Annotated in this window: 6 protein-coding genes and 1 tRNA gene; 1 reads left to right on the top strand and 6 read right to left on the bottom strand. The window is 69.2% G+C overall.

Translation table 11 applies throughout. From position 1 onward, the window contains the following. Nucleotides 1–90 precede the first annotated feature (90 nt). From IE153_RS29180 to IE153_RS29165, 4 genes are all read right to left on the bottom strand, one after another. The gene (locus IE153_RS29180) at nucleotides 91–936 is read right to left on the bottom strand and encodes a helix-turn-helix domain-containing protein (protein ID WP_189592783.1); all 846 of its coding nucleotides are present in this window, start codon (nucleotides 934–936) and stop codon (nucleotides 91–93) included. A gap of 263 nt (nucleotides 937–1,199) precedes the next feature. Continuing rightward, nucleotides 1,200–3,968, bottom strand: a complete 2,769-nt coding sequence (locus IE153_RS29175; protein WP_189592782.1) for a DNA translocase FtsK — start codon at nucleotides 3,966–3,968, stop codon at nucleotides 1,200–1,202. A 127-nt stretch (nucleotides 3,969–4,095) separates the two neighbouring features. Further along, nucleotides 4,096–4,776: a response regulator gene (locus IE153_RS29170; protein WP_097221262.1), complete on the bottom strand. Its 681-nt coding sequence runs from the start codon at nucleotides 4,774–4,776 to the stop codon at nucleotides 4,096–4,098. A 307-nt stretch (nucleotides 4,777–5,083) separates the two neighbouring features. Beyond that, on the bottom strand, nucleotides 5,084–10,555 hold the full coding sequence (locus IE153_RS29165; protein WP_189592781.1) for a HAMP domain-containing protein: 5,472 nt from the start codon (nucleotides 10,553–10,555) through the stop codon (nucleotides 5,084–5,086). 378 nt (nucleotides 10,556–10,933) lie between these two features. Between IE153_RS29165 and IE153_RS29160 the strand changes: the two genes are divergently transcribed. Continuing rightward, nucleotides 10,934–13,687, top strand: coding sequence for a SpoIIE family protein phosphatase (locus IE153_RS29160; protein WP_189592780.1), 2,754 nt, complete (start codon nucleotides 10,934–10,936; stop codon nucleotides 13,685–13,687). A 48-nt stretch (nucleotides 13,688–13,735) separates the two neighbouring features. Here the strand turns inward: IE153_RS29160 and IE153_RS29155 are convergent. Together IE153_RS29155 and IE153_RS29150 are read right to left on the bottom strand one after the other, a co-directional pair. Then, a tRNA-Thr gene (locus IE153_RS29155) sits at nucleotides 13,736–13,808 on the bottom strand. 74 nt (nucleotides 13,809–13,882) lie between these two features. Next, nucleotides 13,883–14,545 carry a DegT/DnrJ/EryC1/StrS family aminotransferase gene (locus IE153_RS29150; RefSeq protein ID WP_189592908.1) on the bottom strand — a complete coding sequence of 221 codons (663 nt, stop codon included), beginning with the start codon at nucleotides 14,543–14,545 and terminating at the stop codon, nucleotides 13,883–13,885. Nucleotides 14,546–14,716 lie beyond the last annotated feature (171 nt).

The following is a 14,716-nucleotide window of genomic DNA, read 5'->3' as shown; positions in this document are numbered from 1 at the left end:
CTCAAGACTACTTCGTCCCGCTGACACCCCACGTCGACGGGGTTGGCCGTTTCCCGGCCAACCCCGTATCAACTGGACGTTTCGGGCTGATCACCCGGCCTCGGGATCGCCCTTCGTGTACGTCAGGCGTTCGACGGCCCCCGGCTGGAAGTTCTCCTCGATCTTCTTGCCGTTGACGAAGAGGTCGATCGCGCCGGCGTCGCCGAGGACGAGGTGGACCTTCGAGCTGTCCTGGAAGGTCTTGGTGTCGCCCTGCTTGAGGACACCGTCGAAGATCATCCGGCCGTTGTGGTCCTTGGCGGCGATCCAGCTGCGGCCGTCGGCGGCGGCCACCCGGACCGTCACCTTGTCCTGCGGCGCGGCCGCGATGGCACTGTCGGACGGCTCGGGCTTGGGGTCGGCGGGCTTCTTGGTCTTGGTGGTCGGGGAGGCGGAGTTACTGGGCGTGGAGCCCTCCGCCACGTTCGCCTCGTTGCCGCTGTCGTCGCCCTGGAACATCGTGAAGCCGACGAAACCGATCACGGCGACGATCGCGGCGACCATGGCCGCGGTCCAGTTGGGGCCGCGCCGCTCCGGACGGATGCGTTCCGCCTCGAAGAGGGGAGCTGCCGGGGTCGGTGCCGGACGCCCGCCGTGCTCGTCGCCGTACTGGGCGAGCAGCGGCTCGGGGTCGAGGTGGACGGCCTTGGCCAGGGTCCGGATGTGCCCGCGGGCGTAGACGTCCCCGCCGCAGGCGGAGAAGTCGTCCGCCTCGATGGCGTGCACGATGTTCATGCGGACCCGGGTGGCGCTACTGACGTCGTCGACGGTCAGCCCGGCGGCGATACGAGCCTGCTGCAGGGCACGGCCGATGGAGGGGCGGGCTTCCTCGCGGTCTGCTTCGACGTGCTCGTTTTCGAACGGACGCTCGTCTTCAGGGGAGTTGCCGATGGACACGGGGGCGCCTTTCGAGCGTGTAGCCGCCTGTGCTGGAAGTTCAGTCTAGGGGGGTACCAAAAGGGTGGGGCAACCGGGCGGTGTCACTTTGTACGCCATCGGAATGGCCCGACATTCCGATGGTGGGGTCGCTGGTTGTTGCTTCCCTCAACTTGACGTACGCCGAAGGGAAACGGTTGCTCGATGATCCCTTACGGGTGAGTCACGATCCGGACACCCGATTGCCGTAACGCGCCGCGAGACGATCACCGTGTCCCGCTTCCCTACCCTTCAGACTCCCCCCGGATCACGGCGAGCACGCCATCCAGCTCATCAGGCTTCACAAGAACGTCACGAGCCTTCGAACCCTCGCTCGGTCCGACGATGTTCCGGGACTCCATCAGGTCCATCAGCCGGCCGGCCTTGGCGAAGCCGACGCGCAGCTTGCGCTGGAGCATGGACGTCGACCCGAACTGCGTGGAGACGACCAGCTCGGCCGCCTGGCACAGCAGGTCGAGGTCGTCGCCGATGTCCTCGTCGATCTCCTTCTTCTGCTTGGTGCCCACGACGACGTCCTCCCGGAAGACCGGCGTCATCTGGTCCTTGCAGTGCCGGACGACGCCCGCGATCTCCTCCTCGGTGACGAAGGCGCCCTGCATACGGGTGGGCTTGTTGGCGCCCATGGGCAGGAACAGCCCGTCGCCCTTGCCGATGAGCTTCTCGGCGCCCGGCTGGTCGAGGATGACCCGCGAGTCGGCCAGCGAGGACGTGGCGAACGCCAGCCGCGACGGGACGTTCGCCTTGATCAGACCGGTGACGACGTCCACCGACGGCCGCTGCGTGGCGAGCACCAGGTGGATGCCGGCCGCGCGCGCGAGCTGCGTGATGCGCACGATCGCGTCCTCGACGTCCCGCGGCGCGACCATCATCAGGTCGGCGAGCTCGTCGACGATGACCAGCAGGTAGGGGTACGGCTGGAGCTCGCGCTCGCTGCCCTCGGGCGGCTTGACCTTGCCCTCGCGCACGGCCCGGTTGAAGTCGTCGATGTGCCGGTAGCCGTAGGCCGCCAGGTCGTCGTAGCGCAGGTCCATCTCGCGGACGACCCACTGGAGTGCCTCGGCGGCCCGCTTGGGGTTGGTGATGATCGGCGTGATCAGGTGCGGAATGCCCTCGTACGCGGTCAGCTCGACCCGCTTGGGGTCGACCAGGATCATCCGCACGTCCTCGGGGGTCGCCCGCATCATGACCGAGGTGATCAGGCAGTTGATGCAGGACGACTTGCCGGAGCCGGTGGCGCCGGCGACCAGCATGTGCGGCATCTTCGCCAGCGAGTGCATGACGTAGCCGCCCTCGACGTCCTTGCCGAAGGCGACCAGCATCGGGTCGTCGTCCTCGGCGGACTCCGCGAGACGCAGGACGTCGCCGAGGTTGACCATCTCCCGGTCGGTGTTGGGGATCTCGATGCCGACCGCGGACTTGCCCGGGATCGGGCTGATGATCCGCACGTCCGGGCTGGCGACCGCGTAGGCGATGTTCTTGGTCAGCGCGGTGATCCGCTCGACCTTCACGGCGGGGCCGAGCTCGACCTCGTAGCGCGTGACCGTCGGCCCGCGGGTGAAGCCGGTGACACTGGCGTCCACCTTGAACTCGGTGAAGACCGTCGTCAGCGACTCGACGATGAGGTCGTTGGCGGCGCTGCGGGACTTGCCCGGGCCGCCGCGCTCCAGCAGGTCGAGCGACGGAAGGGAGTACGTGATGTCGCCGGACAGCTGGAGCTGCTCCGCGCGCGGGGGCAGGTCGCGGGGCTCGGCGGGCGGGGACTTGGTGAGGTCGCGGACACCCGGCTTCGGCTTGGGCGATTCGGGCGCGTCCTGCTCGGGCCTGTCCTGCTTGAGCTTGTCCTGCTTGAGCTTCTCCTGCTGCGGGCGGGCGGACGGGACGGGCGTGGGTGTGGTCGCCTCCTGGTCCCCCACCCGTACGCCCTGGGTGAGGTCGGCGACGATCGGGGAGGGCGGCATGCCGTGCAGCACGGCACCGTCGAGGGCCGCCGCTGCCGCCGCCGCGACGTCCACGGCGTCCCTGCGCCGGTCCATGTCGGGCTGCGGCACCGCCGAGCGGCGAGGGCGGCCACGGCGCCGGGTGAGGGCCTCCTCCTCGGCACTGTCCGGGTCGTACGCCTCGGGCGCCGGCGCACGCCTGCCGCGCGGGCGCGCGGGCAGCGCCTCGCGCCACTGCTCCTCGTAGCGCTCGTCGTCCTCGGCGAAATCGAACTCGTCCTCGGCCGGGTCGCGCAGGATCCCGAGACGCACCCCGAGCAGCCGCAGCCGCTGCGGGATGGCGTTGACCGGCGTGGCCGTGACGACGAGCAGCCCGAAGACCGTCAGCAGCACCAGCAGCGGCACGGCGAGCACGTCGCCCATGGCGTACGACAGCGGCGTCGCCATGCCCCAGCCGATGAGGCCGCCGGCGTCCCTTATGGCCTGCATGCCGTCGCCACGCGCGGGTGAGCCGCACGCGATGTGGACCTGGCCGAGCACGCCGATGACGAGCGCGGACAGGCCGATGACGATGCGTCCGTTGGCCTCGGGCTTCTCCGGGTGGCGGATGAACCGCACGGCGATGACGGCGAGCAGTATCGGCACGAGCAGGTCGAGCCGGCCGAAGGCACCGGTCACCAGGATCTCGACGAGGTCGCCCACGGGGCCCTTGAGGTCGGCCCAGGTGCCCGCGGCGACGATCAGTCCGATGCCGAGCAGCAGCAGGGCGACACCGTCCTTGCGGTGGGCCGGGTCGAGATTCTTGGCGCCCTGCCCTATGCCGCGGAACACGGCGCCGACCGCGTGCGCCACGCCGAGCCACACCGCGCGCACCAGCCGGTAGATGCCACCGGTGGGGCTGGGTGCCGGTCTGGGCGCGACCTTCTTGGCCGCGGCCTTCCTGGCGGGCGCCTTCTTCGCGGGAGCCTTCTTGGCGGCGGCCTTCTTCGCCGGAGCCTTCACGGCCGCCTTCTTGGGGGGCGGCGGCTTCTTGGCTGCGGAGGGACGTGAGGCCATGAGTGTGAGGTTACCGGTGGAGACGACAGGGGACACGCGTGTCCACGGCTTCACCCGTTCGTGTCGCTTCGGGAGAGGCACGAAACTGACGCGCGCTCACGGACGGGCAATCCCGCCTGTGCGTGGGTCAGTTCTGCGAGGACACCGAGGACGCGCTCCCGGTGCCCGGCTCCAGCGCGTCCAGCGCCCGCCGCAACCCCGTGAGCTTGCGCTCCAGATGAGCCGCCGTGGCCACCGCGGCGGCGTCCGTCGACTCGTCGTTGAGCTGCTTGGTCAGCGCTTCGGCCTGCTCCTCGACGGCCGCGAGCCGCGCGGAGAGCTCGGCGAGCAGCCCGGCCGACTCCTTGGCCTCGCCGCCCGCGTCCTTGCCGTTGCCCTCCAACTGGAGCCGCAGCAGCGACGCCTGCTCCCGGAGCTGGCAGTTCTTCATGTACAGCTCGACGAAGACGGAGACCTTCGCGCGCAGCACCCACGGGTCGAACGGCTTGGAGATGTAGTCCACCGCGCCCGCCGCGTAACCCCGGAAGGTGTGGTGCGGGCCGTGGTTGATCGCCGTGAGGAAGATGATCGGGATGTCCCGGGTCCGCTCGCGGCGCTTGATGTGCGCGGCCGTCTCGAAGCCGTCCATGCCTGGCATCTGAACGTCCAGCAGGATGACCGCGAAGTCGTCCGTGAGCAGCGCTTTGAGCGCTTCCTCCCCGGACGATGCCCGCACCAGCGTCTGATCGAGCGCAGAGAGGATCGCCTCCAGCGCCAGCAGATTCTCCGGCCGGTCATCGACCAGGAGGATCTTGGCCTTCTGCACCATGGCCCGCCCTCCTCGCCCCGGCGTGGGGCCTCCCCTGTCCGCAGGACCTGGGGAAGCACCGGTGGGTGCCGCCCCAGGGGACGACTCCCTTGCGTCGCCCGTCCTTGTGCCGGTCATCGTAGCCGCACCCCGCCCGTCGCCACACCCTGTCACCGCGATGTCACGGTGCACGTAGCAGAAACGCAGCAGGAGACCAGAAGGTTCCCCAGATCTTGTACTTCTACACGACTATGCGCACACCGAGTCGGCAACTCCGCGTGAACACCGAACCTTCCCGTCATGGTCGCGCAACTGACCGACGTTCCCCTCATTCCCCTCGCATCCACTGATCCATCACCGCCAGCAGGTGATCGGGGTCGACCGGCTTGGTCACGTAATCGGAAGCACCCGATTCGATCGCCTTCTCACGGTCGCCCTTCATCGCCTTCGCGGTCAGCGCGATGATCGGCAGGCCGGCGAACTGCGGCATCCTGCGAATCGCCGTGGTCGTCGCGTACCCGTCCATCTCGGGCATCATGATGTCCATCAGCACGACCGCCACGTCGTCGTGCTGCTCCAGGACCTCGATCCCCTCACGGCCGTTCTCGGCGTACAGCACGGACAAGCCGTGCTGCTCCAGGACGCTGGTCAGGGCGAAGACGTTGCGGATGTCGTCGTCCACGATCAGGACCTTCTGGCCGCCGAACCGGATGCCGCGGGTCGGCCGCGGCGCCGGCTGCTGCTCGGTCGGGGTCCACTGCTCCAGCTGCGCGGGGCGCGGCGGCAGCTCGGGCATCCTGCGGCGCCGCCGGAACAGGGCGGCGGGCCCGTTCTGCGTCTCACGGTACGACGTCACCTCGGCCGGCGTCTCGACCTCCGCGTCCGGCAGCGCGGCCGGGTCGGACGTCGACGCGACCAGGTCGCCGGCCTCCAGGCTGGGCAGCTGCTGCTGGTAGCCCTGCGGCGGCAGTTCGCTCGGGTGCAGCGGCAGGTACAGCGTGAACGTCGAGCCACGGCTGGGCTCGCTCTGCGCGAAGATCTCACCGCCGAGGAGCTGCGCGATCTCCCGCGAGATGGACAGCCCGAGGCCCGTACCGCCGTACTTGCGGCTGGTGGTGCCGTCGGCCTGCTTGAACGCCTCGAAGATCACGCGCATCTTGCTGGACGCGATGCCGATCCCGGTGTCGGTCACGGAGAACGCGATCAGCTCGGCGTCCGGATCGGTCAGCGACCCGGTCTCCAGCAACTGCTCCCGGATCTTCTGCGGCACGTCGTCCCGCGCCGGCCTGATGACCAGCTCCACCGACCCCGAGTCGGTGAACTTCACCGCGTTCGACAGCAGGTTGCGCAGCACCTGCAGCAGCCGCTGCTCGTCGGTGTGCAGCGTCGCGGGCAGCTCCGGCGAGACCCGCACCGACAGGTCCAGGCCCTTCTCCGCGGTCAGCGGCCGGAAGGTGGCCTCCACGTAGTCCACGAGCTGGACGAGCGCGATCCGCGTCGGGGAGACGTCCATCTTGCCCGCCTCGACCTTCGAGAGGTCGAGGATGTCGTTGATGAGCTGGAGCAGGTCCGACCCGGCCCCGTGGATCGTCTCGGCGAATTCGACCTGCTTCGGGGAGAGGTTCCCCTCGGCGTTGTCGGCGAGCAGCTTGGCCAGGATCAGCAGCGAGTTGAGCGGCGTACGCAGCTCGTGCGACATGTTCGCGAGGAACTCGCTCTTGTAGCGCATCGACACCGCGAGCTGCTCGGCGCGCTCCTCCAGGACCTGCCGCGCCTCCTCGATCTCGGTGTTCTTCACCTCGATGTCGCGGTTCTGCTGGGCCAGCAGCTCGGCCTTCTCCTCCAGTTCGGCGTTGGACGCCTGGAGGGCCTTCTGCCGCTGCTCCAACTCGGCCGAGCGCTCCCGCAGTTGCTCGGTCAGCTCCTGCGACTGCGCCAGCAGCAGCTCGGTCTTGGTGTTGACGGAGATGGTGTTGACGCTCGTCGCGATCATCTCGGCGATCTGGTTGAGGAAGTCCTTCTGGATCTGCGTGAACGGCGTGAAGGACGCCAGCTCGATGACGCCGAGCACGCTGCCCTCGAACAGCACCGGCAGCACGATCACCTGCGCGGGCGGCGCCTCACCGAGCCCCGAGGAGATCCTCAGGTAGCCGCTCGGCGCGTTCTCCACCAGGATCGTGCGCTTCTCCTCGGCAGCCGTCCCGACCAGCGCCTCACCCGGCTGGAACGACGTCGGCATGGAGCCCATCGAGTAGCCGTAGCTGCCGAGCATCCGCAGCTCGTACTGGTCGTCGTCCGAGGCGTTCATGTCCTCGCCGTCGACGAGCGGCATCGCCAGGAAGAACGCGCCGTGCTGCGCGGAGACCACCGGCGTCAGCTCGCTCATGATCAACGAGGCCACGTCCTCCAGGTCGCGGCGGCCCTGCATCAGCGCCGAGATCCGGGCCAGGTTGCCCTTGAGCCAGTCCTGCTCCTTGTTGGCGATGGTGGTGTCGCGCAGGTTGGCGATCATCTTGTTGATGTAGTCCTGGAGTTCCTGGATCTCCCCGGACGCGTCCACGTCGATCTTCAGGTTCAGATCGCCACGGGTCACCGCGGTCGCCACGCGCGCGATGGCACGCACCTGCCGGGTCAGGTTCCCGGCCATCTCGTTCACCGACTCGGTCAGGTCCCGCCAGGTGCCGTCCACGTCACGCACGCGTGCCTGGCCGCCGAGCTGCCCCTCCGTGCCCACCTCGCGGGCGACCCGGGTGACCTCCTCCGCGAAGGACGACAGCTGGTCGACCATCGTGTTGATGGTCGTCTTCAGCTCCAGGATCTCGCCGCGCGCATCGATGTCGATCTTCTTCGTCAGGTCACCCTTGGCGATGGCCGTGGTCACCATGGCGATGTTGCGCACCTGACCGGTCAGGTTGGACGCCATCTGGTTCACGGACTCGGTGAGGTCCTTCCACGTGCCGGCCACACCGGGCACGTGCGCCTGACCGCCGAGGATGCCGTCCGTGCCCACCTCACGGGCCACCTTGGTGACCTGCTCGGCGAACGAACTCAGCGTCTTCACCATCGTGTTGATGGTGTCGGCGAGCTGCGCGACCTCGCCGCGCGCCTCGATGGTGACCTGCCGCGTCAGGTCACCGTTGGCGACCGCCGCCGAGACCTGGGAGATGTTCCGCACCTGAGTGGTGAGGTTCTTCGCCATCAGGTTGACGTTGTCGCTCAGGTCCTTCCAGATGCCCGTGACACCGGGCACGTGCGCCTGGCCGCCCAGGATGCCCTCGGTACCCACCTCACGGGCCACCCGGGTCACCTGCTCGGCGAAGGAGGACAGCTGATCCACCATCGTGTTGACCGTCGTGACCAGCTCGAGGATCTCGCCCTTGGCGTCGACGGTGATCTTCTTCGACAGATCGCCCCGGGCCACCGCGGTCGTGACCTCGGCGATGTTGCGCACCTGAATGGTCAGGTTGTTCGCCATGCCGTTCACCGACTGGGTGAGGTCCTTCCAGGTGCCGGAGACACCCTGCACCTCGGCCTGACCGCCCAGGATGCCTTCCGTACCCACCTCACGGGCCACACGCGTGACCTCTTCCGCGAACGACGACAGCTGGTCCACCATCGTGTTCAGGGTGTTCTTCAGCTCCAGGATCTCCCCGCGCGCGTCCACGGTGATCTTCTGGGACAGGTCACCCCGGGCCACCGCCGTCGCCACCTGGGCGATGTTGCGCACCTGACCGGTCAGGTTGGACGCCATGCCGTTCACGGAGTCCGTCAGGTCACGCCACACACCGGCCACACCCGGCACCTGCGCCTGACCGCCCAGCCGGCCGTCCGTACCCACCTCGCGCGCGACCCGGGTCACCTGGTCGGCGAAGGCCGAGAGCTGGTCGACCATCGTGTTGATGGTGTTCTTCAGCTCCAGGATCTCGCCGCGCGCGTCGACGTCGATCTTCTGCGACAGGTCACCCCGGGCCACGGCCGTCGTCACCTGCGCGATGTTGCGCACCTGGGAAGTGAGGTTCCCGGCCATCGAGTTGACGGAGTCGGTGAGCTCCTTCCAGGTGCCCGAGACACCGTCCACCCGGGCCTGCCCGCCCAGGCGGCCCTCCGTGCCCACGTCCCGGGCCATCCGCGTCACCTGGTCGGCGAAGCTCGACAGCTGATCCACCATCGTGTTCACGGTGTTCTTCAGCTTGAGCATCTCGCCGGACACGTCGACCGTGACCTTCTGCGAGAGGTCGCCGTTGGCCACCGCCGTCGTCACCTGGGCGATGTTCCTCACCTGACCGGTGAGGTTCCGGAACGCCGTGTTGACGGAGTCCGTCAGGTCCTTCCACGTGCCCGCCGCGCCGGGCACCTGCGCCTGGCCGCCCAGCTCACCCTCGACACCGATCTCCCGCGCCACACGCGTCACTTCGGCACCGAAAGCGGACAGCTGGTCCACCATCGTGTTGACGGTGTTCTTCAGCTCCAGCATCTCGCCGGCCACGTCGACCGTGACCTTCTGCGAGAGGTCGCCGTTGGCCACCGCCGTCGTCACCGCGGCGATGTCGCGCACCTGAGTGGTCAGATTCCGGAAAACCGTGTTCACCGAATCGGTGAGATCTTTCCACGTCCCCGCGGCGCCCGGCACGTTCGCCTGACCGCCGAGACGTCCCTCGGCCCCGACCTCGTTGGCCACCCGCGTGACCTCGTCCGCGAAGATCCGCAGCGTCTCGGTCATCTGGTTGATCGTCTCGGCGAGCTGGGCGACCTCGCCCCGCGCCGGCACGGTCACCTTCCGCGACAGATCACCGTTGGCGACCGCGGTCGTCACCTCCGCGATCCCGCGCACCTGGGCCGTGAGGTTCCCGGCCATGGTGTTCACCGAATCGGTGAGTTCTTTCCACACACCGTCGACCCCGGGCACCTGCGCCTGGCCGCCCAGCGCGCCCTCGGTGCCCACCTCACGGGCCACCCGGGTCACCTCGGAGGAGAACGCCGACAGCTGGTCCACCATCGTGTTGACGGTGTTCTTCAGCTCCAGCATCTCGCCGGCCACCTGAACGGTGACCTTCCGGGACAGATCACCCTTGGCGACGGCCGTCGTCACCAGCGCGATATCCCTCACCTGGGCGGTCAGCCGGTATGCCATCGTGTTGACGGAGTCCGTCAGGTCCCGCCACGAACCCGACATGCCCCGCACACGGGCCTGCCCGCCCAGCTTGCCCTCGGTGCCCACCTCACTGGCCACACGCGTGACCTCGTCGGTGAACGTCGACAGCTGGTCGACCAGGTTGTTGACGGTCCGCCCGACCTTCAGGAACTCGCCCCGCAGCGGCTGGCTGTTGCCGTCCGGCACCTGCGTCCGCAGCTCCATCCGCGGCGACAGATCACCCTCCGCCACCGCGGACAGCACCCGGCCGACCTCGGAAACCGGCCGTACCAGGTCGTCCACCAGTGCGTTCGAGTTGTCGATCGCCGTCGCCCAGGAGCCCTCACAGGCACCTGTCTCCAGCCGCTCGGTGAGCTTGCCCTCGCGGCCCACCATCCGCCGCACCCGCGACAGCTCACCCGTCAGATGCAGATTGCGGTCGGCCACCTCGTTGAAGACCGCCGCGATCTCGGCCATCACGCCGTCACCGGACACCGTGAGCCGCTTGCGGAAGTTTCCGTCCCGCATCGACACCAGGGCCGCCATCAGCCGGTTCAGGGCCGCCGTGTCCACCTCGGTCGTGCCACTACGCACCTTGCCCTGGTTGATCGGGGACTGTCCGCCTTTCGCGCGCGCCTTCTTGCCACGCGTCGCTGCGCCAGACTCCACTGTGTCCCTCCCGCAGGGGTCGACCGTCACTGCTGTGCTCCGGTACCACGCTCGGCGTACCAGTTACTACTGCGTATTCTCTGCCCTGCATACCAGGCCGTCTCCAGGGGGCTGCTGCCCAAGGTCGGCGTCGGGCACACAGCCTGCCCGGACCTTCACAGGAAGCTTGCCCAGTGTTTCACCCTGGCCGAACCAGGCCATAACAGTTCGGCAGCTTCGCACATCGTCCGCACACCCTCCGGACGGAAACACTGCAGACCGGCATCCGCACGGCCCGCGAAGGTAAGTAACCTTGCATCCGGCTGTCCAGCCGCGCCGGTCCGTCCGGCCTGGGCGGTGGCACGAAGACGAGCGGGCATCGGAGGGGCGGCCGCACACATGACCACCGGACTGATCCCGGGGGGACAGCCCCCGGACCCCCGGCCGACGGGCGCCCTGCCGCAACAGCGGCGCGAGCCGGTCGGCCACGCAGCCCAGCACGTCGAGAACCGGTCGAGGAGTTCTGTGATCACCGCGCGCGCGGCCGCCAGTTTCGAGCCCGTCGGCCGATCGGTCGCGAGCGCCCGCTCCTTCGTTCGAGACACCCTCCAGGGATGGGGCTTCGCCGACATCGTCGACGACGCCGTCGTTCTCACCAGCGAACTCGTGACCAACGCCGTCGTCCACGCCGGCACCTCCGCCGACGTGCTGTGCCTGCGCAGCGACGAGGGCGCGCGCATCGAGGTGGCCGACCGCTACCCCGAACGCGAGATCCCCCTCCAGGCCACCTCCATCAACATGGGCAGCCCCGACCGCGAGGGCGGCCGAGGCCTCCAGCTGTGCGCGGCCCTCGCCGGCCGCTGGGGCGTCGAGTACACCCCCACCCACAAGACCGTCTGGTTCCAACTGGACCTGCCCGCACGCGCGGTGGGCACCCGCGCGGCCGGACCGGCCCTCCCCTCCGAGCTTCTCCCCCTCGCCGACGGCCGGGTCCGCGTGGCCGTCATCCAGATCGACCGCACCGGCCACATCACCGCCTGGAACGAGGACGCCGAGGAGCTCTTCGGCTACCCGGCCGAGCAGGTCACCGGCAAGCCCCTCACCGACCTCGCCGCCTGGCCGCACACCCCCGGCACCAGCACCGGCATCGCCGAGGCCCTCCGCCTCTCCCGCTGGGAGGGCAGCTACGGCATCCGCACCGCCACCGGCCGAGTCACCCCTGTCTACGCCTCCCACCTGCGCGTCCGCGACACCGGCGGCGAACCGTCAACCGTCTGCCTCCTCGTACGGGACCACGAACGGGCCGTTCTGCAGACACCCCTGCGCGTCCCCGCCTCCGACACCTCGACCGGCTCCGAGGGCCAGAGCACCGACCCCTTCGAGGTCTTCATCGGCTCCCCCGCCCCGGACGACCTGGACGGCCTCCTGCAGCGCACCGTCGAACGCGCACGCGACATGCTCGACGGCGACTCCGCGTTCCTCCTGCTGGCCACCGACGACGAGACGGAACTGGAGGTCCGCGCCTCGACCGGCCTCCCCTCCGCCCGCCAACGCTTCGCCCGCGTCCCCGTCGAGGCCGGCCCCGGCCGCTACGGCTCGGCCCGCATGCCCGCCGTCCACGACGACCTCACCGCGGTCCCCGGCGCGGTCCCGCTCCTCAACGGCACGGGCATGCGCTCGGTCGTCACGGTCCCCCTGAAGGTCGAAGGCCGCCTCACCGGCTCCCTCGGCGTCGCCGCCGAAGCCCCCGCCAGATACTCCAACGAAGAGGCCCTGCGCCTGCAGTTCGCCGCCGACCGCATCGCCCTCGCCGTCGAATCGGCCCGCCTGGGCGAACTGGAACGCCTGCGCCGCGGCTCCCTCAGCTTCCTCGTCGAAGCCTCCGACCTGCTGGCCGGCACCCTGGACCGCGACCAGACCCTGGCCCTGATGGCCCAGATGACGGTCCCGACCCTCGCCACCTGGTGCGCCGTCTACACGATCGCCGACCAGGCCTCCGAGCCTTACCTCTCCTACGTCCTGCACGAGGACGAGGAACTCATCGACGGCATCAAGTCCCTCCTGTCGAAGGTCCCCCCGCCCGACCCGGTCCCCACCCCCGGCGCCCGCGTCTGGACGGCCCCCGGCGAGGTGGCCCACCAGGCGGCCCTGCGCAGCTCCATGCGCAGCCTCGGCCTCAGCGGCAGCCCGACCCGCCAGGTCACCCCCGGCATCGGCCCCACCCTCGCCACCGCTTCCGCCGTCGGGGGCGAGACGGTCGTCCTCCCCCTGGTCGCCCGCAACCGTGTCATCGGCATGCTCACCCTCGGCAAGCCCACCGACGAGCACTTCCGCCAGGAGATTCTGGAACTCGCCGAGGACCTCTCCCGCCGAGCGGCCCTGGCCCTGGACAACGCCCGCCTCTACTCGGAGCGCACGGCCATCAGCCAGTCCCTCCAGCGCAGCCTCCTGCCTCCGGGGCTCCCCGAGATCGACGGCGTGGAGGTCGACGTCATCTACCGCGCGGCCGGCGAGGGCAACGAGGTCGGCGGCGACTTCTACGACGTCTTCCCGATCCGCGACGGCGCGTACGGCTTCGCCATCGGCGACGTCTGCGGCACGGGCCCGAACGCGGCAGCGGTCACCGGCCTGGCCCGCCACGCCCTGCGCCTCCTGGCCCGCGAGGGCCTCAGCGGGCCGGCCGTCCTGGAGCGCCTGAACTCCGCGATCCTCGACGAGGGAGCCCGCAGCCGCTTCCTCACCCTCCTCTACGGCGAACTGCGCCCTCAGGAGGACGGCAGCGCCGAACTGAAGGTGGTCTGCGCCGGCCACCCGCTCCCGCTGCGCCTGCGCCAGGACGGCTCGGTCGAACCGGCCGCGGAGCCTCAGCCGCTCCTCGGCGTCATCGAGGACCTGGAGCTCTACGAGCAGACCGTCACCCTCGACCCCGGCGATGTCCTGCTGTGCGTCACGGACGGCGTCACCGAACGCCGGGAGGGCGCCCGCATGCTCGGTGACGACGGCCTCGCCGACGTCCTCACGTCCTGCACGGGCCTCACGGCCGGGGCGGTCGCGGCCCGCATCATGCGCGCGGTGGAACGCTTCGCGTCGGACGCCCCTTCGGACGACATGGCCATCCTGGCGATGCGCGTCCCGGGTCTCCACAAGGACTAGGAGAACGCGAAAAGGCCCCACCCGTGAGGGTGGGGCCTTTTCGGTTTGAGCCCCCAAGCGGAATCGAACCGCTGACCTTCTCCTTACCATGGAGACGCTCTACCGACTGAGCTATAGGGGCCTGTTGCTTTGCGAGGTCTCCCCCGCGGCAACGGAATAGATCATACCCCGAACAGACCCGTGCTCCCAACCACGTCAGAAGGCGGGCTGGAGAAGCCCTCCGAGGGCGTTACAGGCGGACACGATCCGCTGCATGTCCCGCTTGGTCAGGGACGCGTCCACGGGCAGCGCGAGCGTCTCGTCCGAAGCCCGCTCGGTCTCCGGAAGCGAAACACACCGCCGGAATTCGGGCAGCCGGTGCACAGGCGTCTTCACCGGCACCCGACACCCAACCCCCTTGGCACGCACGGCCCGCGCGAAGGCATCCCGATCGGGTCGCCCATTGCCCGGAACCCGCACGACGTACTGCTGATAGGTGTGTCCGTCACCGTCGTCCGGCGTCCGCACACCCCTCAGTTTCATATCAAGATAGGCCGCGCGCTCCCGGCGCTGGGCTATCTCGTCGTACGGCGCCTCGGACTCTCCCTGTTCCAGCACCAGCAGTCCGTGCCGCTGACCCACGGCGTGCAGCCGCGCGATGTCGGCGAGCCGGCCGAAGCGGTGTACGACCACCACGGCCGCGGTCCGCGAGGTGACCGCCGCTTCCACGGCAGCGGCGTCGAGGCAGTAGGTGGCGGGGTCTATGTCGGCGAACACCGGCAGAGCCCCGGCCATGGCCACGGCCTCCGCGACCTCGACGTTCCCGAAGGCCGGCACGACGACCTCGTCACCGAGTCCGACACCGGCGGCCCTGAGCATTGCAGCAGTACCCATGCTGTCGATGCTCGTTGCGCAACGTGAACTTCAAGTGACGCACAACAAAAAAGGGTTGGACCCGAAACCGAAGTTTCGGGTCCAACCCTTTCAATGATTGTTCGGCGGCGTCCTACTCTCCCACAGGGTCCCCCCTGCAGTACCATCGGCGCTGTA

It is taken from the genome of Streptomyces massasporeus, from assembly GCF_014648995.1.
GTDB lineage: Bacteria > Actinomycetota > Actinomycetes > Streptomycetales > Streptomycetaceae > Streptomyces > Streptomyces massasporeus.
This window is presented reverse-complemented; position numbering and strand designations above follow the sequence as displayed.

Coding starts and splice junctions, on each gene's coding strand:
- IE153_RS29160 (WP_189592780.1), top strand. CDS start 10,934: ATGACCACCGGACTGATCCCGGGGGGACAGCCCCCGGACCCCCGGCCG.
- IE153_RS29175 (WP_189592782.1), bottom strand. CDS start 3,968: ATGGCCTCACGTCCCTCCGCAGCCAAGAAGCCGCCGCCCCCCAAGAAG.
- IE153_RS29150 (WP_189592908.1), bottom strand. CDS start 14,545: ATGCTCAGGGCCGCCGGTGTCGGACTCGGTGACGAGGTCGTCGTGCCG.
- IE153_RS29170 (WP_097221262.1), bottom strand. CDS start 4,776: ATGGTGCAGAAGGCCAAGATCCTCCTGGTCGATGACCGGCCGGAGAAT.